This window comes from Maribacter sedimenticola (genome assembly GCF_900188415.1).
In the GTDB taxonomy this organism is placed as follows: domain Bacteria; phylum Bacteroidota; class Bacteroidia; order Flavobacteriales; family Flavobacteriaceae; genus Maribacter; species Maribacter sedimenticola.
Map to the genome: position 1 here is coordinate 18,357 of NZ_FZNV01000001.1, position 21,850 is coordinate 40,206.

The following is a 21,850-nucleotide window of genomic DNA, read 5'->3' on the forward strand; positions in this document are numbered from 1 at the left end:
CTATAATTAACAAATTATAAATTGTAGTTTTGTTTGAAATCATCAATGGGAAAAACAATCACAACCACAAGAGCACAAGAATCGACAAATGCGATCGAGCGCATGTACATTACTATGCGCCACTTGTTCAATCGCGGATTTTATAAACCAAACGGTGTTTCTGGAGAAGCGCTAAAAAATGCTTTATTACAACTACGGCCTGAAATTTACGGATCTGTTGGGGAGGATAAGGCAGAATTAAGCGGACTTATCTATGTCTTGGAACGTTTGCCAGAAGGTATTGAACAATGTAGGTTCATAAGTCTTACGTCTGATGAAGGATATGGAATATCTCATATTCATCCTATCATACCTCCTAAAAGAAGGAGAAATTGTTACCGTATAGACAATGAACAGATGAATATTGAAATTACCAGGGGTCGTTCCGATATTTATGACATTCTTACCCATTTAACCTTTTTGTTTATTGAATCCGAAAAAATCTGTAAACGTGTTCTAATTCCGGATACGGAGAAAACGATAAGGGATTGGACAAAACTTGAAGCCGCAGTACATAAAAAAGAACTGACGCAAGAAGAACGTGAAATAGCCTTAATACATACCGCAAATATATTAGGCAGGTCCTTTGAGGAGATTCTTGAGGTTTATAAAAAATTTAGCACAAAGGCCAATCCTGAGCGTTTTTTAAAGGTGATTTATTGGCTTGGAAAATTGGCACTGGAAGAGGAAATAACTGGTGAAAAAAGAGCTATTACATTCAGTACATTGTTGCGTGAGCGTTTAGGCCACCATATTCATGGGGAAATTTGGGCCAATAATATAAAAAGTGTACTGTCCAAGCAAGATTTGTTGCAAAGGCCGATTCATATCATTTCTGCAAACATGCATAGTGTAATGAATTCAATGTTCGCTAAAAGTGCTCTGTCCAAGGAATTCCCCAAGGCTACGGATTTGGAGATTTATGAGGCTTTAAGCAGTGCGGAGAACGGACATTTACGTAAAAAAGTAACCTCCTTGGCCGAAAAAAATGGAATGATTTCCATAGACGACACCTCGGGAACCAATATTGACGTTCAAATTTTTGATACGGCTAAAATTAGAAAAGGCGCTAGTTCATATGAATTACCAACGGCAGACAATCATAAAAAACCTGTTATATTTGTAATGGATTACGCATTTGGGGAACAAGCATATGAGACTATAGATGAGCTTTTAAAACCCTATAATATCAAGAAAAACGATGAATCCTTAATAAATGTAGATTCGGTTTCAATTATGGGTAAAGCTGGTATTTTAGAAGGAGGAAAAGGAGATCTAATGATTCCTTCAGCTCATATTTTTGAAGGTACCGCAGATAATTACCCGTTTAAGAACGAACTTTGTGCAAAGGATTTTGAAGGCCATGGATTAAAAGTTTTTGAAGGAACCATGGTTACGGTTTTAGGAACTTCATTACAAAACAAGGATATACTTAAGTTTTTCCATAAATCTACTTGGAACGTAATTGGCTTGGAAATGGAAGGGGTGCACTATCAAAAAGCAATACAGTCTGCATCAAAAATCAGAAAAAGTATAGGTGAAGGCGTAAAGGTGAGGTATGCCTATTATGCATCTGATAACCCATTAGAAACAGGAAGTACATTAGCATCCGGTGGCTTGGGGACTACGGGTGTAAAACCAACCTATTTAATTACGGATAAAATTTTAAAGCAAATATTTAATTCATAAAATGGCCGAGAATCTAAAACCAGAAAACAACCATAGTTCTGACGAAATCGACTTGGGACAATTGTTACAATTAGTAAAAAAAGGATTTAATTCCATTTTCAGGTTTGTATTAAGGATATTTCTGTACCTCAAAAAGAATATATTTTTATTGATTGGCTTAATTCTTCTTGGTTTTGGTGTAGGTTATGGATTAAGTAAGATAATTACCAAAAAACTTAAAAGAGAAGTTATTGTTAAACCTCAATTTGAAAGTAAGAATTACTTATATGATGCCATAGATGAAATACAAGCTAATATAGAAGCAGAAGACACGTTGTTCTTTAAGTCTTTAGGTATTAATGAAATTGATTTTAAAGGTTTAGAAGTTGTTATAAATAGAGTGGTAGAGGAAGGCACATCCGAAACCGATGCTAAATATCTGGAGTTACTTCAAAGTTTTGAGAACACAGAAGCTATAGCCGATATCGTTAGAGCAGAACTTCAGAATAAAAGTTCATTTAACCATCGTATAACCTTCTTTTATAAAAACCAAAAAGCAGGGAAGGAGTTTTCAGAAAAGGTTATGGAATACTTGAATAACAATGAGTATTTTTCAGAAATGCTAGATATCTATGTAGAAAATGCTAAAGATAGAATAGAAAGGGACAAACAACTTTTAGATCAAGTAGATTTAATAATCACTAATTATTCTAAGAAAATGGGAAGCCAAGACAATATAGCTGGAAATGATAGAATAGTTTTGGATAACCAAGAGACTGTAAATATCACAGGGCTTTTTAGTTTAAAAAATGATTTAATACGAGATATTGAAACTAAAAAACTTGAATTATTGAAAAACACAAAAGCAATTCAAATTATAAATTTTGGACAACCACAACAAGTTCAAAAATCATTTTTTGGAAAGAAAATAGTACTTATTCCCAGTTTGTTTTTAGGATTGTTCTTTTTAATCTCAATACTAAAATATTTAAATGTAAAATCTGAAGAGTTAAAATTTTAAATATGAATATATTGGTAACAGGTGGAGCTGGTTTTATAGGTTCCCATGTAGTAAGAAGATTTGTAAAAAATTACTCTAATTATACTATATTTAATCTAGATGCTCTGACATATGCTGGCAATCTTGAAAATTTAATAGATATAGATACATATCATAATTATAATTTTTTAAAAGGAGATATTGTAGATAGTCAATACATTAATAAATTATTTCAAAGCACAAATTTTGATGGCGTAATACATTTGGCGGCAGAATCTCATGTAGATCGATCTATTGAAGATCCATTAGCCTTCGTAAGAACCAATATAATAGGAACAGTTAACCTATTAAACGCCGCAAAAGATAGTTGGAAAGATAATTTTGAAGGTAAACGTTTTTATCATATAAGTACAGATGAGGTTTATGGTTCTCTTGGTAGCGAAGGTTTGTTTGCCGAAGAAACCAGTTATGATCCAAATTCTCCCTATTCCGCATCCAAGGCTAGTTCAGATCATTTTGTACGTTCCTATGGCAAAACATATGGTCTGCCCTATGTAGTAACGAATTGCTCCAATAATTATGGCCCGTATCATTTTCCTGAAAAATTAATTCCATTATTTATAAATAACATTATCGAGAAAAAAAACCTTCCGGTATATGGGGATGGAAAATATACAAGGGACTGGTTATATGTAGAAGACCATGCTAAAGCGATAGACTTGGTATTTCATAAAGGAAATAATGGTGAAACCTATAACATAGGAGGTTTCAATGAATGGCAAAATATAGATTTGGTCAAATTATTATGTAGTGTAATGGATAAGAAGTTAAACAGGTCTCAAGGGGAATCAGAACAATTGATTACCTATGTAAAAGATAGACCTGGACATGATTTAAGATACGCCATTGATGCCAGTAAAATAAATAAAGAGCTAGGTTGGAAACCAACGGTTACATTTGAAGAAGGGTTGGAAATAACAGTAGATTGGTATTTAAATAATTCCGAGTGGCTAAAAAATGTTACTTCTGGGGACTACAAGGAATATTATTCTAAAATGTATTCGTAAATATTATAAAATCCAAGTATGAAAGGAATTATCCTAGCAGGGGGTTCAGGAACAAGATTACATCCACTAACACTTTCCGTAAGTAAGCAGCTAATGCCTATTTATGACAAACCAATGATTTACTATCCGCTTTCAACGTTAATGTATGCAGGTATTAGAGAAATATTAATTATTTCTACACCTAAGGATTTACCATTGTTTGAAGAATTATTGGGAGATGGAAAAAAACATGGATGTTCATTTTCATATGCGGTTCAAGAAGCTCCAAACGGTCTTGCAGAAGCCTTTATCATAGGAGCTGATTTTATTGGAAAAGACAAGGTGGCACTTATACTAGGCGACAATATTTTCTATGGTTCCGGTCTTGCTAAATTACTTCAATCCAACAATGAACCGGAAGGCGGTATTATCTTTGCTTATAGGGTTCATGATCCGGGACGTTATGGTGTTGTCGAGTTCGATGATGATGGTGTCGCCATAAGTATAGAGGAAAAACCCTTGGAACCAAAATCAAATTATGCGGTTCCTGGAATTTATTTTTATGACAACGATGTGGTACGGATTGCTGCTAATATAAAGCCTAGCCCTAGAGGAGAATTAGAGATAACAGATGTTAATAAAGAATATTTAAAACAGGGTAGATTAATTGTAAGTATTTTGGATAGGGGTACAGCTTGGCTTGACACCGGAACTTTTCAATCTTTGATGCAGGCTTCACAATTTGTTGAAGTTATAGAAGAACGTCAAGGGCTTAAAATTGGAGCTATTGAAGGAGCTGCATATGATATGGGCTATATAGACAAAAAACAATTTATAGCCCTTGCGGAACCTTTAATGAAAAGTGGTTATGGAAAAAACTTATTAGGTATCTTAAACAAGAATTAATGACATTTACCGAAACAAAGCTAAAAGGCTGCTTTATATTACAACAAAGGGTGATTTCAGATGATAGGGGATATTTTTTTGAATCGTTTAACGAAAAAACTTTTTCTGAGGGTGTTGGTGAAAGTGTAAAATTTGTTCAAGACAATCAAACCTTTTCAGCTTATGGTATCGTTAGAGGTATACATTATCAAGTGGGGCATAACGCACAAGCTAAATTAGTAAGAGTTTTAAGTGGTAGTGTTCTTGATGTTGCAGTAGATCTTAGAGAGAATTCGGCAACATTTGGTCAACATATTGCCGTAGAATTAAGTGCAGAAAATAAAAAACAACTGTTTATACCAAGAGGTTTTGGTCATGGTTTTTCCGTTTTGTCGGAAACTGCAGAATTCTTTTATAAATGTGATAATTTTTACAACAAGGAATCTGAAGGGGGTATTGTTTATAACGATGAGAATCTTCAAATTGATTGGAAAATTGAAAGCTCAAAAATAAAGGTATCTGAGAAAGATTTGGTTTTACCTACATTGAAGTCGGCAAGATTATGAAAAAAATATTGGTTACAGGTGGCCAAGGACAATTGGCAAACTGTATAAACGACATTACCAAAAATAATAATGAATTGCATATTGTTTATGTAGATATAGATGCACTGGATATTACAGATAAAAATGCGGTCATTAGTTATTTTAAACAAAATAATTTTAATTATTGTATTAATTGTGCTGCATATACAGCCGTGGATAATGCGGAATCTAATCATGAATTGGCCGAGCAAGTAAATTATGTTGGTGCACAAAATCTTGCATACGCATGTAAGGATTACAATATAACCTTAATTCATATTTCAACAGATTTCGTCTTTGATGGTAAGCAAACGAAATTTTATACAGAGGAGGACTTGGCACAACCCCTAAGTGTTTATGGTAATACTAAGCTGGAAGGAGAAAGGGCCATAGCAAATATTTTAAATGAACATTTTATAATTAGAACATCTTGGCTGTATTCTGAACATGGGAACAATTTTTTAAAAACCATGCTAAGATTAGGTTCCGAAAGGGATGAATTAAGTGTTGTTGTGGACCAAATTGGTACTCCGACCTACGCTGGGGACCTAGCGAATGTTATTTTAGACTTAATTCAAAAAAATGCTACATCTTACGGCCTTTACCATTATAGTAATGAAGGAGTAGCTAGTTGGTATGATTTTGCTGTTACTATTTTTGAAATTGCCAACATAAAAATCAAGGTAGCCCCAATTAAAACAGAAGCATATCCAACTCCCGCAAAAAGACCTTCCAACAGTATAATGGATAAAACTAAAATTAAAGAGACTTTTAATCTAACGATTCCTTATTGGAGGAAAAGTCTAGAGAATTGTATAAAAACTAATAAACTTTGAGAAAACCACTACATACGGCATTAAATGAACTAAGGCAAAAACAAAAGTCAACATTTGCTTTTAATGTTCAGAATTTTTATCAGTTAGAGGCCTGTAAAATAACAGCGGAAAAATTAAAGCTTCCTGTCATAATTCAGTTTTCAGAAAGATTTTTAAGATTTTTAGAAGATAAGTATTCTGTAAAGTTCATTATGGAAAACTTTAAATCTGATTATACTTATTTTCACCTTGACCATTGCATTGATATAGACTTTATTAAATTTTGTATAGAAGCAGGTTTTGATTCTGTAATGTACGATGGATCTGCATTCTTGATAGACGAAAACATTAAGAATTCATTAATCGTCAAAGAACATGCTGAAAAATTTAATTGTTTGGTTGAAGGAGAATTAGGAAAAGTATCCGGCGTTGAAGACGGTTTTGGAGAAGAGGGTTCTTCTTATGCGGAAATTCAAGAAATTATTCGTTATGTTGAAGAAACTAAGATTGACCTTATGGCATTAGGCATAGGAAATGCCCATGGATTTTATGAAAATTTAGAAGGGATAGACTTGTCTATTTTAGAAGAAGCAAGCAAAAAGTTACATCCAGAACAACTTTTTGTATTACATGGCGGTACCGGTCTACCAAAGGAAGTCATTAAAGAGGCGATATCCTATGGAGTAGTTAAGATTAATATATCCACTCAATTAAAGAAAGAAACTATAGATATCTTAAAAGAGTTTGCCACCAATAACAGTCTTTATAATGAAATTTCATACCATACCAAAATGGTTGAAGGTCTATCAAACTTTTTTGAGCAATATTTATTAGAATACACTGTATAAGATATGTACTTAATAATCAATTTAGGATTAAAATCAATTAGAGGCATTGTTTTCAACGATGATGGTATGCAGGTTTTTGTAACTTCAAAACCGGTATTCTCAAAACTATTCCATAATAGAGTTGAACAAGACGCAAAAGAATGGCGTTCAAAACTAGAGGAGATTTTGGAAGAAATCTCATCTATTGATTATCTAAAAGATAAAATTGAATACATAACCTCCACTACCAGTTCATCTTGCGTATATGGTATGGACGTTAAAGGAGCACCAGCCACAAAGGTTATGATGGTATCGGATAAGCGGGCACATGAGGAAGCGGAGTTGGTTGAACAGGTTATTAAGGAGAAAACAGATTTAACGGATTTAAAATGTCCATCTTCCTCAATTATACCCAAAGCAATTTGGTTTAAGCGCAATAAGCCAGAAGTATTTGAAAAGGTTAAATTTTGGATGGGCGCCGGTGAATTTTTAAACTATTTTTTCACTCATGAAGTATTTACAGATTCTTTAAATGCAAGTAAAGGTTTATATCACAATGGTAAATACCTAGATGAAATCCTTAGTGCTGTTAGTTTGGATAAATCTACGTTGCCCGAGGTAAAAGATATTGGGTTTTCATTGCCGCTGCACGATAAATTAATCAATAAATATGGGTTTAAAAAAACATGTAAGTATGTGCTTACGACCTATGATGCAATTTGTGCAGTTATTGGGTCTTTTGATGGAGATTCAAAAACAGCGTGTGATGTATCAGGGACGGTAACTTCTGTTCGAGTATTAACCAAAAAAGGTTTAATCACCAAAAAAGGTCCCATCTTGTCCCAAAAATTAGGGAATCATGAAAATTATTTAATAGGGGCTTCCAATAATTTAGGGGGTGGAATCATTGAATGGTTAAAGCAAGCTTTTTATGATGAAAATGACAGGAATGTTTATTATATCATGGAGAATAATGCGCATCAAGTATCCATGGGAGCCCATGGAATAGTCTTTTTGCCGTACATGCTAGGTGAAAGGGCTCCTTTTAAAAGTCCAAACGCACGGGGAACTTTTTTCGGAATAGATAGGGCAAGTACAATTAAAGAATTTTCCAGGGCTGTATTTGAATCTACAGCCTATGTATCAAACGATTTACTGCAATTAATCCTTGAAAATGGAGTTGAGGTAGACTCATTGTCCGTTAGTGGCGGACTAGCTAGATTTGACCTTATAAATCAAATAAAGGCAGATGTGACCAATAAGAGAATAAAGGTTATTGAGAATTTTGAAAGTACATCCGTTGGTGCATTTATTTTATTGCTGTTAAGTTTAAAAAAGTTTAGTTCTGTAGAAGAGGCCGCAGCTAAGATCATTCGTGTACGAAAAGTCATCAACCCCTCTGAAGCGAACCATAGGATATATAAAGATTTTTTCTCTTTTTATAAAAGCTTGAACGATCAATTGTTACCCCTTTATAATTCTCATTTAAAAATAAGGGATAAAGTACAATCTTTTTCTTCCGAAACTATTAGCAATCTATAGTATGTATTATATAAAACCTGTTATTTCAATTGGAAAAGTTGATATTAAATCTTTTGAACAGTTTCCAATTGGTAAGGAAGTATTGATCATAACATCAAAAACAGTAAGTCAAAATTATGGCTTACCAGATATTTTTGATGAACTAAGGAAAAAGAGTTCAGTACATATATTCAATCATATTAGACCAGATGCACCCTTTGAAGACCTTGACCTTGTTTTGGATGAGTTAAAACAGGTTTCCATAGATACTATTATAGCTATAGGTGGGGGGTCTACAATAGATGCTGCAAAAGCGCTATCAATAGCATTTGGTGATGTCTCCTATAAAGATGTTTTTTACGGTAAAACCCCGGTTCCGACAACTAAGATTCCACTTATTGCCATACCTACAACTGCAGGTACAGGCGCCGAACTTTCATTTGGTGCAATAATTTATGATAAGGATAAAGGAAAAAAAGGAGGTATACGGGGAGAAATAATACAGCCAAACTATGTATTTATAGATGCAAACCTTCACAATGGCTGTCCAATTCATTTAAAGGCAGAGGTGGGCTTTGATTGTTTAACGCATGCAATTGAGACCTATATTTCTAAAAAAAGTAATCCTATTGTAAGGAACCAGTCTGTTAATTGTATACAGGTTATATTTCAACATCTAACAAAGTCATGTAAGGAAAATTCTATTGAGGACATGGAAAAAGTGGCTATTGCTTCATCTCTTATGGGGATTAACCTTGCCTTTAGCTCTACTTGTCTGCCACATAGAATACAGTATGTTATAGGTCCAATGACAGGAACAAGCCATGCTCAGGGCTTAATTGCTATTTATAAAGGATGGTTGCAATATTTATATAATGAAAAAATTGATGAGCTAAATCAACTAGCGTCCGATTTAAATATGTCTACGGAAGAATTTTTAAACAGGGTCAATAATCTAAAGAAAGAATTAAATCTAGATTATGGAATTTTAAAATTAGGAATCGACCTTAAAGACATTGATGAAATAGCATCCTCGGTTTCAGGAAACGTCCAAGCAGATCCTTCATATGAGAATGTTGAAAGTATAATAAATATCTTAAAATTAGCAATATAATGATAGCAGTAATAATGGCAGCAGGCAAAGGAAGTAGATTGGGTGATTATACCACTAACTTGCCTAAAAGCCTTTTACCTTTAAATAATAAGGGTAGAACTCTTTTAGATTATAATCTTGATATTCTTGATCAATTAAATGTTGATAAAATTTTAATCGTTACCGGTTTTAACAGTAAACTTATTGAAAATCACACTGCCAAAAACCCAAAAGTGAAGATCGTTTACAATCCCTTTTGGAATCATTGTAATGTACTAGGTTCACTATATATGGCATTGGACAAAATTGATGATGATTTCTTGTTCTTGCATGCAGATACCTTGGCAGAACTTGATATTTGGCAAATGTTATTGCAGGCCAATGAAGATATGGTATTGCCATTTGAACGTAAAAAATGTGGTGAAGAAGAAATGAAGGTAGTACTTGATGAAAACAACATGCTTTTGGATATTACCAAAGAAGTAAACCCAGAGAAATCTCAAGGGGAGTTTTTAGGTATTGCAAAGTTCAGTAAAAATACCGTACCTTATTTTAAAGAAAAGGCCGAAAATTTTTTTAAGGAAGGAAATCTTAATCTTTATATGGAGTCCGCAGTACAAAGTGCTATAGACAATAAAGACATTAAAATCAGTGTTTTGGATATATTGGACAACAAATTCGTAGAAGTTGATTTTGAGGAAGATTATCAAAAAGCAAAGAAACTATTTGGCAATTAATATCTGTAATTTAAACTAATGATTTTTTAATAAGCATTGATTCGAAAGAATTATGAATTTGCCTTGAAGAAAAGTGAGTTAATTTTTATTTAATGAAAAAAACGTTTTTAAGTAATATTTTAGTTCAAAATTTTCTGGCATTATCTACCATTCAGATTGCAAATTTAATTTTACCGTTTTTAACAATGCCTTATTTAGCTAGAATCTTAGGGGTTTCTAATTATGGTGTTGTACTCATGGTTTATTCAATTATGCAATTGCTCTTTGTTTTGAATGACTATGGATTTAATCTTTCTGCAACCAAAGAAATATCTAGGGAAAGATTTAATATTAAAAAGGTAAACTTAATTTATAGCAGTATAATTTCTATAAAAGTTATACTGCTTATTATTACATTTTTTCTACTATTATTTATGGCGAAATTAATACCTATTGTAGAAGAAAATAAAGAAGTGTACTTCTTAGGTTTTGGTATGGTAGTTGGACAGACTTTTACCCCTTTATGGTTGTTTCAAGGAATGGAACGAATGAAGTATGTAGCTATAGTTAACCTGATTTCGAAACTGACTTTTACAGTACTAATTTTTATAATAATAAAGGAGTCGAAGGACTATATATTAGTTCCACTTTTGTATTCAATAGGATTTGTAATAGCAGCAACATTTTCATTGTATATTGCTTATAAAGAATTTGGAATTGCTTATTCAATCCCTAATCTAAGACAAATTAGAATTCAAATAAACAATAGTACTCAATACTTTTTTTCAAGGGCATCTGTGTCGATATATTCTCAAGGGAATAATTTTGTAATAGGTTTATTACTTGGCGAGTTTTATGCGGGAATTTTTGGAGTAGCTGAAAAATTATATACTGCGATGACCATAATTTATACACCATTATCAGACGCTATATATCCATATATGGTTCAAAAAAAGGATTTAAAACTTTTTAAAAAAGTATTAATAGGATCTATGATTTTTAATGTAATTGTTTGCACATTTACATTTTTAATGGCTTCTCAAATAGTAATTTTTGTTTTTGGGAGTGGTTATGAAGAAAGTTCAATACTATTAAGATTATATTGTTTATTAGCCGTTCTATTAGTTCCGACTACATTTATAGGTTACCCCTTATTAGGTGCTTTTGGGTATGAGAAATATGCGAATTATAGTGTTGTGATTGCAAGTATAATTCACATAATTATTCTACTAATTATATCAACTTTTCTCTCGGTGTATATTATGATTATTTTGTTAATAGTAACACAAACCATAGTTTTTATAATAAGAATGTATGGAGTTAGGAGTTTAGTAAAAAAAGGAATTATAAAATTCAAATTATGAAATCTAATATTATTAAGTTAATTGTGACCATCTTTGTTGGCGCACCTATATATTTTATTTCAATAGTTTTTCCAAAAAACCAAAATTTAGCGGTTATTGGCTCATCTTTAGGTAAGCACTTTTCTGACAATTCAAAATATTTTTTTATACATCACTATTCATTATCAAAACCTAAGATAAAATTAGTGTGGATTTCTAAAAATAAGACAGTTGTTAAAAATTTAAATGAGCAAGGTTTACCTGCAAAATATTTATACACAATTCAAGGTGTTTATACTGTACTAAGAGCTTCAAAAGCATATATTTCTCACCAATTAGCAGATATAAACGGCCCCTTAATTGGCGGTGCCAAAATTATTCAGCTGTGGCATGCAATGGCCCTACGGAAAATTGGAGTAGGTGGAGATTGGTATAAAGTTGGTGTAAAAGGAAAGTTAAAAGATTTTGCAAGTAAATGGTTTCCTTATTCATATTATATGAAGTGTGATATTTTATATGCCTCTTGTGAAATATCTAAGATTAACTCTATTGAACCATTTTCAAATTCATTTCGCAATAAAAAAATTGCAAATAATATTTATTTAGCTCGTCATCCTAGAACTATTTGTTTTGATAAGGATTTTTATATGTCAAAGGAATTATTTCCTGAAAAGAAAATGTTAGAAAAATTTAAAGAGAAATATTCTAAAGTTATTGCATGGTTACCTACACAAAGAAGAAGATGGGACAAGACAATTATTGACGTCATAAAAGATTCAAAACTTGATTTAAATGCTATGGATTTGCTTTGTAAATCTAAAAATTACTTATTTGTTATAAAAGCCCATTTCTTAGATTTTGATGAGGTGTCAAAAATAGCTCAGGAATATGATAATATTTATGTTTATCAGTATGCTGACCCTTATCCATTGTTAAAGTATTCTGATGCACTAGTTACTGATTATTCTAGTGTTTTTTTCGATTATTTGTTTTTAAATAAACCAATAGTTTTTTTACCGTATGATTTAGAATTATATTCTAAAGAGGTGGATTTTTATTATGATTATGAAAATTTAAAAATAGGTCCTATTTATAAAACTTGGGAGAATGTGATGGAATATTTATCATTAGAAGAAGACTTTTATTCTAGTACAAGAAACGCAACTTTTTTAAGTTATAATTTTGTAATGAATATGCCAGATTAGTTTGAGATACAAGATATATAGAAATATCGCATATAAACATTTGTTTCATGAGAATTAATGTAAAGACAAGTCTTTTTTTTTCCCTTTTTCTTTTTTTTCTACCTTTTACACAGGCCTTAACATTAAATATTGGATTTGCATTAAAAATCTCAGAGGTTATTATTTTATTTTTAATTTTTCTGTATTTAAATAAAATAAAAGCTTATGTATTCATTAGTAAACTTCCGATTTCAAATGTGGTACTATCTGGTTTTATGTTTTTGGCAATATTGTCTTTCATTATAAATAGTTTTTGGGATTATACTTATAATTTAAAGGAAATACCATTTAGAATAAATGCTATAGGAGATAGTTTTTTAAGACTTTTTTATATATTTATTTGTTACTCTACGTATTTTATTTCAAAGAAATTTATTTCAAGAAATCCTGAGGTTTTAAAATACTGGGTCCAAGGGGCGGTTATAGTAGCTTTATACTCTTGGTATTTGTTTATTTCATCAGCGTTAGAAATACCCTACCTAAAATTGCCTGGAATGCTTGATAGTCCACAAACCTTATATGGTATTGTGAGGTCAGGGACTTTTTTAGAAGGTAATTTTTTTGGTTTATATCTGATTTTGTCTTCAGCTGTGGCTTTTTTTTTAGATAAAAACAAATCTGGTAAGTTTTTATTACTGTCTGTTTTCACTACATTATCTTCAATTTCAATTATTAGTTCATTATTTTTTGTGATTATTTATTATAGAACTGTAATTTTTAAGAAAAATAATTTTAAATACTTTATTGGGGTTTTGCCATTTATTTTTATAGGAATGTATTTTTTTGTTCAAACTTCATTTTATCAAGATTATGTTTACAAAAAAATTGCAACACCCAGTACTACGTTAACAACTTATAATCTTTCTAAAGTAGATAGACTTTTAACCTCGAGAATAGCTTTTAAGTTAGGTATTGACAACCCAATTGTTGGTGTGGGTCCTTACAATTATAGTTTGCATTATGATGAGTACAATGACATTGAAGATGAAGTAGAAAATTTAAAAAGCAGTGAATTCGCAATTTCATATTTTGCTAGGAAAAACACTAGAGCTATCCCGAACAATATATATTTAGAAGTTTGGAGCGAATATGGAATTATTGGGTTTTTGCTATATTGCTCTTTTCTATTAATATTGATTTACAAATCCTATAAGTTAAGAAAATCATCAATTTTTGCTGGAGTAGTTGCGCTCCTGATATCTTTTTGTGCTTTTCCTTCATTCATAATGGTTTTTATTTGGAGTTATTTTGCAATTCCGTTTGCGCTTGATTCAAATTATGATTCTATTTTAAATAAATAGAAATGGAAAGTTTGTTTAATTGCAAATGTTCGTAAAAATTAAATAGGAAGAAAGTGTTATGAGATTTTTTAAAAAGCATTACATATATATTTTAGCGATTTTACCTATTCTTAATTTAGCCACAACCAGTATAGCAATTTTTGTTTTTTTTACTTTAACGTTTGTTTATTATGACAGGGAAGAATCTAAAAAAAATATAAAATATTTTAGTGAATGGACGATAATTTTTTGGATGTCATTACCCTTATTTCTTTGCCTGTTATCTTTAATTTTTAAGAATAACTTTATTAGTAATTTGTCATTTGTTGAAAGAAATTTGAGTTTTCTAATTATCCCTTTAGCTGTTTTTGGAGGCAAACCATTTAAGAAAATAATTAATGTTGAAAGATTTGTTAAAATTTATATTTTCAGTAGTGCAATTTTAAGTTTATCTGTCTTGGTATTCATTATAATCACTTTTTTGAATACAGACATAATTTTTGATTTATCCAATTATCATTTTGTTTTAAAAGTTAGAGAGCATATTGATAAAATTCCTTTTGTAAATGAGCACCCAATCTATTTAAGTATTTTATTGGGTACGGCAATTATTTTTTTATTCTTTTATAAATTTTGCAATGGTTACATTAACTTATTAATTGGTATAGTATTAATTTTAGGGTTGTTACTCGCAAGTAGCCGTGGACCAATTTTAGCCCTAATTCTTGTCATTGTTGGAATAATTTTTTATAAATATCGATTTAAATTAAAAGCTTTAGGAATTGTATTATGTTTTTTGATGGTAACTATCGTAATAGGCATTACCACTCCTTTGAAAAGTAGAATTTTAGAAATAAGGAACATTGAACATTTATATCCTAAAGGGGAGTATTATAATTCATTTACTCTAAGATTGGGAATATACAATTGTGTAAGTGAAATTATTATGGATACGCCGTGGAACGGACATGGGTCAGGAGATGTGCAGATTAAGCTAAACGATTGTTATGTTAGTATGTATGAAACTGATGCTTACAATAAAACCACATATAATTCTCATAATCAATTTTTTTTCTACTATCTAGCTTTTGGGCCTATAGGATTTACTTTAATAATTATTAGTTTCATTATTTTTATAAAAAAAGCCATACATTCAAAGGATGGAAATTATTTGTTTTTTTTAATATTTTTTTATCTGTGCCTGTTATTTGAGAATGTTCTCAGTCGAAATACTGGAATAATGGTTTTTACTATTTTTAATTCTTTATTTTATTTTAAATCTTATCTAAAAGAATGATTGTAATTAATGCTAGGTTTCTAACACAAACTATTACGGGCGTTCAACGATTTGCATTGGAAATATGTGAAAATTTACCTAATTATATTGAGGGTAAAGAAGTTGTTTATGTGTGTCCTAAAGGAAATAAAATCAATAATTTTGAAAATGATAAGAAGATTATAATAGTTGGAAGATTGAGAAATAATCTTTGGGAACAAATCGAATTACCCTTGTTTTTAAAAAAAAATGGAAACCCTTTGTTGATTAATTTAGTTGGCATAGGTCCTATTAAATATAAAAATAAGGTTTTAACACTGTATGATTTAGCTTTTTATCATCATCCTGAATGGTTTTCATTTACATTCAGAAAAACATATAACCTGTTAATTCCTATTAGCGTTAAAAATGCCAAACGTATTGTTACTGACAGTGAATATGTTAAATTGGATATACACAATACTTATGGCATTAAAAAGGAAATTATTGATGTCATATATGCCGCTCCTTCAACAAAATTTGTAAACCTTAAATTAAAAAGAGAGAAAATAATTTTAACGGTTTCATCATTAGATCCTAGAAAAAATTTAAAAAGGGTTATAAATGCTTTTCAAGAAATAGAATCTGATTATAAACTAGTAATTGTTGGTAAAAGCAATGGTAGTTTTTCTAGCACTATATATGAGCACAATACAGTAGACTCAAAAATTATATTTACTGGATATTTAAGCGATGATGATTTGATTCGACTATATAATACTGCCTCAATCTTTATTTATGTCTCTTTGTTTGAGGGTTTTGGTATTCCTCCTTTAGAGGCTCAAGCAAGTGGTTGTAGTTGCATATTATCCAATACAACTAGTTTGCCTGAAATTTATGGAAGTTCGGTTAGATATTGTGATCCTTTATCAGTTAGTTCAATAAAAAAAGCTATAGTTGATTTAGTGCGAAACGAAAAGGAAAGAGAAGACTTAAAAAGATTAGGACTTAAAAACGTTAAAAAGTTTGATTGGAAAGATTCCAGTAAAAAACTTGAACTAATAATTTCAAATTTAAGCGAATGAAAAAGGCGTTAATACATGATTGGTATACGGTCTATGGAGGTGCAGAACGGTGTGTCGAAAGCATTACAAATATTTGGCAAGACTTTGATCATTATTCTTTAGTAGATGATTTGTCATTGGAAAACAGAAACATTATATTAAAAGGTAAACCAACCACCAATTCTTTTATTCAAAAATTACCATTTGGAAAAAGTAAGTATAGAAATTACTTACCATTGTTTCCGTTGGCTATAGAACAATTTGACCTTGGTGAATACGAGGTTATTATATCTTCCTCTTCTTCAGTTGCAAAAGGAGTTTTAACAAGACCTGATCAACTTCATATTTCTTATGTTTATTCTCCTGTTAGATATGCATGGGATCTCTATCATCAGTATTTAAAAGAATCTGGCCTTGAAAAAGGATTCAAAGGTATGCTGGCTAAATACTTTTTGTATAAATTACGTTTGTGGGATTATTCTACAGCAAATAGACCTAATTATTATATTGCAATTTCCAAATATGTAGCTGAAAGAATAAAAAAAACATATAATAAAGAGTCTATCATTATTTACCCTCCTGTAGATACCAAGTCTTTTACCATTTCTAATGAGACTGAGGAATATTATATTACTTGTTCCAGAATGGTACCGTATAAGAAAATTGACTTAATTGTTGAAGCTTTTTCACTTACCAATAATAAGTTAATTGTAATTGGCAAAGGTCCAGATTATCAAAAAATAAAGCAGCTTGCCGCTGACAATGTAGAATTATTGGGTTTTGTAGAAAAGAATAAAGTACTAAGTTTAATTAAAAGGGCTAAAGCATTTATATTTGCGGCCGAGGAAGACTTTGGCATTGCTCCAATTGAAGCACAAGCGGCTGGAGTTCCTGTAATAGCTTATGGCAAAGGAGGTATTTTGGAAACTGTCAAGGGACAATTTCCAGGGGCGAAAACAATAGATAGTTCATCTACTGGCGTTTTTTATGAAGAACAAAATATTTCATCACTTTTGAATGCTGTGGATTATTTTAATAAAAACATTGCAGTTTTTGACAAGGAAACCATAAGACAGAACGCCCAAAGGTTTAGTGTCGAAAGATTTGAAACGGAATTTAAAGAAACAGTAGAGGCTTTATATAAAGATTGGAAAAATAATTAGGAATAATATGAAAAAAGCAATTATAACGGGTATTACGGGTCAAGATGCAGCTTACTTGGCAGAACTTTTGTTAAACAAAGGGTATAAAGTATATGGTACTTATAGACGGACAAGCTCAACTAATTTTTGGAGAATTGAAGAGTTAGGAATCGAAAATGATCCAAATTTAATTTTGTTAGAATACGATTTGGTCGATCTTTCTAGTGCCTATAGAATAATATCGGAAACAGAGCCTGATGAAATATATAATTTAGCGGCTCAAAGCTTTGTTGGAGTTTCTTTTACTCAGCCAATTGCTACTGCTCAAATTACCGGAATTGGAGCATTGAATTTATTAGAAGCTATTAGAGCAATAAACCCCAAGATAAAATTTTATCAAGCCTCTACTTCAGAAATGTTCGGAAAAGTCCATGCTATTCCGCAAAACGAAGAAACTCCATTTCACCCAAGAAGTCCTTATGGCGTTGCGAAAGTCTTTGCACATTGGGCAACATTAAATTACCAAGAATCGTATGATATTTTTGCTACTAGTGGAATATTGTTTAATCATGAATCACCATTAAGAGGTAAAGAGTTTGTTACAAGAAAAATTTCAGATGCGGCTGCTAAGATTTATTTAGGAAAACAAGAACTCTTAGAATTAGGAAACATGAATGCAAAAAGAGATTGGGGCTTTGCTAAAGAATATGTGGACGGAATGTATAAAATGCTTCAAATAGATGAGCCTGGTACTTTTGTTTTGGCAACAAATCAAACCCAAACGGTTAGGGATTTTGTAACATTGGCTTTTAAGGCTGTTGAGATTAACTTAATTTGGCAAGGAAAGGATGAGAATGAAGTTGGAATTGATGATAAATCAGGAAAAACTTTAGTGAAGGTAAATTCAAAATTTTATAGACCTGCAGAAGTTGATTTGTTGATTGGGGATGCTTCAAAGGCAAATGAAAAATTAGGTTGGCAACCAAAAACGTCTTTAGGGGAATTGTGCAATATGATGGTACAAAAAGACATTGAACGAAATAAAAATGGAGGAACCTTTTAAAAAGACCGTTTTAATAACAGGTATAGGGGGATTTACGGGTGTTCATTTAGAGGCAGAAATGACAAAAATAGGTTATAGAGTTTTTGGAACAACAAATTCTATTGCTTTAAAAGAAAATCATTATCAATGCGATATTTTGAATAAGGAATGCTTATTAAAAGTTGTTTCTATTGTTAAGCCTAATTTTATAATTCATTTAGCTGCGATATCATTTGTAGCATCCAAGGATGTTACAGCTATTTATAATACCAATATCTTAGGAACACTAAACTTACTTGAGTGTCTTGATGAGTTAAAGTTAGATATTAAAAAAGTATTATTAGCTAGTAGTGCAGCTATTTATGGTAATATTGAAGGAGTATTAAATGAATCATTGTGTCCTAAACCCGTAAATCATTATGGAAATAGTAAGCTAGTGATGGAAAATATGGTGGCTAGCTATTATAATAAGTTTGAAATAATTATTGCTAGACCCTTTAACTATACAGGTATTGGACAAAACAATTCATTTTTAATACCAAAAATCGTACAACATTTTCGTGAAAAAAATAGTACAATTAAACTAGGAAATCTACATACCTTTAGAGAATATAATAACGTAAGTTCATTTTCGGAAATTTATATTAAACTACTAAATTCATCATTCCATTCGGACAAAGTAAATATTTGTAGTGGATCAACATATTCTATAGGCGAAATTTTAGGTATGTTAGAGAAAATAACTGGGCATTATTTAAAAGTAGAAGTAAACCCTTTGTTTATTAGGAAAAATGAAATTGTAGAACTTAAGGGTAGTACAGATAAACTTTTTAATATATTAGGCGGTTCTATTAAATTTAAAACTTTAGAGACTACACTTTCTGAAATGCTAACAAATTAATTTGAATGGTAAAACTATTTAATTACTATGCTTTTCACACAAGGTAGATATTCTGGGTTTATAACACCATTATCCTATATTATGGATTTATTGGTGGTTAACCTATTTACCAATTTTCTGCCCATAAATTTTCAAAATCCATTACTCTTCCATAGTTATATAACCCTTGCGTGGGTTGTATTGTCATTTAAAAATGAATTCTATGAAGTACACAGATATTCTAAAGTGGTTGCTTTATTAAGAAAACTCTTTACACAATTTATTTTTTTCTTTCTCATACTGTATGCTTATATCGGTTTTTTTAAACAGCCATTAATGAGTCGTTTAGCTTTGGGTCAATATTTTGTTCTAGTATTTGTAGGCGTCGCTTTTTTCAAGTTTTTAAGCTATGTTTTGCTAATGCAATATAGGGGATTGTGGAAAGGAAATATTCGCAGAGTGGTAATCATTGGTAAAAACAGTAAAACTGATCAATTGATACAGGTTTTCAATGAACGCGAAGAGTTTGGTTACGAGTTTGTAAAACAATTTGATGCGAAAGGTAAAAATTTTGATATCATGTCATGTTTTATGTTTATTGTCAATAATAATATTGATGAAATATACTGTTCAGTTTCTGAAATGTCAAATAAAAAACTGAATGCCTTTATAAATTTTGCGGATAACAATCTAAAAACCCTTAAGTTTTTACCGGACAATAAAAATATCTTTTCCAAGAAACTCAAGTTTGAATATTACGACTATTTGCCAATCTTGTCCTTAAGGGATATTCCTTTACATAATTCGGTAAACGCAGTTCTTAAAAGAGCTTTTGACATCGCCTTCTCATTATTTGTCATTTTTGGAATTTTAATTTGGTTAGGGCCTTTGCTAGCACTTTTGATAACATTGGAGTCCAGGGGGCCAGTATTCTTCATTCAGAAACGCACAGGTTTTGATAATCGGGAGTTTCAATGCTTTAAGTTTAGATCTATGGCGGTCAACGAATCTTCTGATCTTATGCAAGCTGGTAAAAATGATATGAGGGTAACCAAAATAGGTAAGTTCATCAGAAAGTCCAGTATAGACGAATTGCCACAATTCTATAATGTACTTTTTGGAAATATGTCCGTAGTAGGGCCGCGCCCCCACATGTTGAAGCATACAGACGAATATGCAAGTAGGGTAGATAAGTATATGTTACGTCATTTTGTGAAGCCGGGTATAACAGGACTAGCACAAATACGTGGATATAGGGGTGAAATCGAAAAAGAAAGTGACATTCAGAATAGAATTAAATTTGATATATTTTATGTGGAAAACTGGTCTTTCTTTCTTGATCTTAAAATTATAGTACAAACTGTTCTCAATGCAATTAGGGGAGAGGAAAAAGCATATTAAATAATATGAAGAGAATTTTAATAACTGGAGCTGCAGGATTTTTGGGTTCCCATCTATGTGATCGGTTTATTGCAGAGGGCTTTCATGTAATTGGCATGGATAATCTTATTACAGGCGATTTAAAGAATATTGCCCATCTTTTTCCACTGGAACATTTTGAATTTCACCATCATGATGTTTCTACCTTTGTTCATTTAGAAGGTAAACTGGATTATATTCTGCATTTTGCATCACCGGCCAGCCCTATAGACTATTTAAAGATTCCTATTGAAACATTAAAGGTTGGTTCTCTAGGGACCCTTAACCTTTTAGGATTGGCCAAACAAAAAAATTCAAGAATTTTGGTAGCCTCTACATCAGAAGTTTATGGCGACCCTTTGGTGCATCCCCAAAATGAAGAATATTACGGTAATGTTAGCCCCATAGGTCCACGTGGGGTCTATGATGAGGCAAAAAGGTTTATGGAGTCCATTACGATGGCGTATCATAGACATCATGGACTAGATACCCGTATTGTACGTATATTTAATACCTATGGGCCTAGAATGCGCTTAAATGATGGAAGGGTGGTACCCGCGTTTATGGGGCAGGCTTTAAGAGGCGAGGATTTGACCGTTTTTGGTGATGGTTCACAAACTAGGTCTTTCTGTTATATTGATGATCAGGTTGAAGGAATATACCGTTTGTTATTTAGTGATTGTGTAGAACCGGTAAATATTGGAAATCCACACGAAACTACCATAAAGGAATTTGCGGAGGAAATTATTGCACTTACAGGCACAAAACAAAAAGTAATTTACGTGCCATTGCCACAAGATGATCCCACTCAACGTCAACCAGACATTTCCAAAGCAAAAAAACTACTGGGCTGGGAGCCAAAAGTAAACAGGGCAGAAGGACTTAAAATCGTATACGATTATTTCAAATCGTTGTCTCCAGAGGAACTTCAGAAGAAGGAACATAGAAATTTTACGGATAAAACTAATTAAACCTTATTTCATCAAA

The 21,850-nt window shown here is 31.5% G+C and carries 20 protein-coding genes; all 20 read left to right on the forward strand.

The features are described 5' to 3' along the window. The first annotated feature begins 45 nt into the window (after nt 1–45). Entirely contained in the window at nt 46–1,728 is a 1,683-nt protein-coding gene (locus CHB68_RS00075) for a DUF6909 family protein (RefSeq protein WP_089258323.1), read from the forward strand. Between the two features lies 1 nt (nt 1,729). Then, the gene (locus CHB68_RS00080) at nt 1,730–2,728 is read left to right on the forward strand and encodes a hypothetical protein (RefSeq protein WP_089258324.1); all 999 of its coding nucleotides are present in this window, start codon (nt 1,730–1,732) and stop codon (nt 2,726–2,728) included. A gap of 2 nt (nt 2,729–2,730) precedes the next feature. Then, entirely contained in the window at nt 2,731–3,774 is a 1,044-nt protein-coding gene (gene rfbB, locus CHB68_RS00085; protein ID WP_089258325.1) for a dTDP-glucose 4,6-dehydratase, read from the forward strand. Nucleotides 3,775–3,792: 18 nt separating this feature from the next. Then, nucleotides 3,793–4,659, forward strand: coding sequence for a glucose-1-phosphate thymidylyltransferase RfbA (gene rfbA, locus CHB68_RS00090; RefSeq protein WP_089258326.1), 867 nt, complete (start codon nt 3,793–3,795; stop codon nt 4,657–4,659). After that, nucleotides 4,659–5,204 (forward strand): dTDP-4-dehydrorhamnose 3,5-epimerase, encoded by a 546-nt coding sequence (gene rfbC / locus CHB68_RS00095; RefSeq protein ID WP_089258327.1) that lies wholly within the window; start codon nt 4,659–4,661, stop codon nt 5,202–5,204. Before rfbA ends, rfbC begins: the two co-directional genes overlap by 1 nt. Continuing rightward, on the forward strand, nt 5,201–6,058 hold the full coding sequence (gene rfbD, locus CHB68_RS00100; protein WP_089258328.1) for a dTDP-4-dehydrorhamnose reductase: 858 nt from the start codon (nt 5,201–5,203) through the stop codon (nt 6,056–6,058). Before rfbC ends, rfbD begins: the two co-directional genes overlap by 4 nt. Next, nucleotides 6,055–6,885, forward strand: coding sequence for a class II fructose-bisphosphate aldolase (locus CHB68_RS00105; RefSeq protein ID WP_089258329.1), 831 nt, complete (start codon nt 6,055–6,057; stop codon nt 6,883–6,885). Before rfbD ends, CHB68_RS00105 begins: the two co-directional genes overlap by 4 nt. Nucleotides 6,886–6,888: 3 nt before the next feature. Beyond that, a complete protein-coding gene (locus tag CHB68_RS00110; RefSeq protein WP_089258330.1) occupies nt 6,889–8,406 on the forward strand; it encodes a xylulokinase in 1,518 nt (505 codons plus the stop codon). 1 nt (nt 8,407) lies between these two features. Then, nucleotides 8,408–9,499, forward strand: coding sequence for an iron-containing alcohol dehydrogenase family protein (locus CHB68_RS00115; RefSeq protein ID WP_089258338.1), 1,092 nt, complete (start codon nt 8,408–8,410; stop codon nt 9,497–9,499). Continuing rightward, nucleotides 9,499–10,215, forward strand: coding sequence for a phosphocholine cytidylyltransferase family protein (locus CHB68_RS00120; RefSeq protein WP_089258340.1), 717 nt, complete (start codon nt 9,499–9,501; stop codon nt 10,213–10,215). Before CHB68_RS00115 ends, CHB68_RS00120 begins: the two co-directional genes overlap by 1 nt. 92 nt (nt 10,216–10,307) lie before the next feature. Then, nucleotides 10,308–11,558, forward strand: coding sequence for an oligosaccharide flippase family protein (locus CHB68_RS00125; protein ID WP_089258347.1), 1,251 nt, complete (start codon nt 10,308–10,310; stop codon nt 11,556–11,558). Next, on the forward strand, nt 11,555–12,742 hold the full coding sequence (locus CHB68_RS00130; RefSeq protein WP_089258349.1) for a CDP-glycerol glycerophosphotransferase family protein: 1,188 nt from the start codon (nt 11,555–11,557) through the stop codon (nt 12,740–12,742). Before CHB68_RS00125 ends, CHB68_RS00130 begins: the two co-directional genes overlap by 4 nt. A gap of 47 nt (nt 12,743–12,789) precedes the next feature. Next, nucleotides 12,790–14,082 (forward strand): O-antigen ligase family protein, encoded by a 1,293-nt coding sequence (locus CHB68_RS00135; RefSeq protein ID WP_089258351.1) that lies wholly within the window; start codon nt 12,790–12,792, stop codon nt 14,080–14,082. 58 nt (nt 14,083–14,140) lie between these two features. Further along, nucleotides 14,141–15,358, forward strand: a complete 1,218-nt coding sequence (locus tag CHB68_RS00140) for an O-antigen ligase family protein (RefSeq protein ID WP_089258357.1) — start codon at nt 14,141–14,143, stop codon at nt 15,356–15,358. Next, a complete protein-coding gene (locus tag CHB68_RS00145) occupies nt 15,355–16,401 on the forward strand; it encodes a glycosyltransferase family 4 protein (RefSeq protein ID WP_089258361.1) in 1,047 nt (348 codons plus the stop codon). Before CHB68_RS00140 ends, CHB68_RS00145 begins: the two co-directional genes overlap by 4 nt. Continuing rightward, nucleotides 16,398–17,543, forward strand: a complete 1,146-nt coding sequence (locus CHB68_RS00150) for a glycosyltransferase (protein WP_089258363.1) — start codon at nt 16,398–16,400, stop codon at nt 17,541–17,543. Before CHB68_RS00145 ends, CHB68_RS00150 begins: the two co-directional genes overlap by 4 nt. Before the next feature lie 7 nt (nt 17,544–17,550). After that, nucleotides 17,551–18,585 (forward strand): GDP-mannose 4,6-dehydratase, encoded by a 1,035-nt coding sequence (gene gmd, locus CHB68_RS00155; protein ID WP_089258365.1) that lies wholly within the window; start codon nt 17,551–17,553, stop codon nt 18,583–18,585. After that, nucleotides 18,569–19,465, forward strand: coding sequence for a GDP-mannose 4,6-dehydratase (locus CHB68_RS00160; RefSeq protein WP_089259723.1), 897 nt, complete (start codon nt 18,569–18,571; stop codon nt 19,463–19,465). The genes gmd and CHB68_RS00160 overlap by 17 nt, the downstream gene beginning before the upstream one ends. An 81-nt stretch (nt 19,466–19,546) precedes the next feature. Continuing rightward, on the forward strand, nt 19,547–20,845 hold the full coding sequence (locus tag CHB68_RS00165; RefSeq protein WP_317043801.1) for an exopolysaccharide biosynthesis polyprenyl glycosylphosphotransferase: 1,299 nt from the start codon (nt 19,547–19,549) through the stop codon (nt 20,843–20,845). Nucleotides 20,846–20,850: 5 nt separating this feature from the next. Then, complete coding sequence (locus CHB68_RS00170; RefSeq protein WP_089258367.1) at nt 20,851–21,834, forward strand: UDP-glucuronic acid decarboxylase family protein; 984 nt, start codon at nt 20,851–20,853, stop codon at nt 21,832–21,834. Nucleotides 21,835–21,850 lie beyond the last annotated feature (16 nt).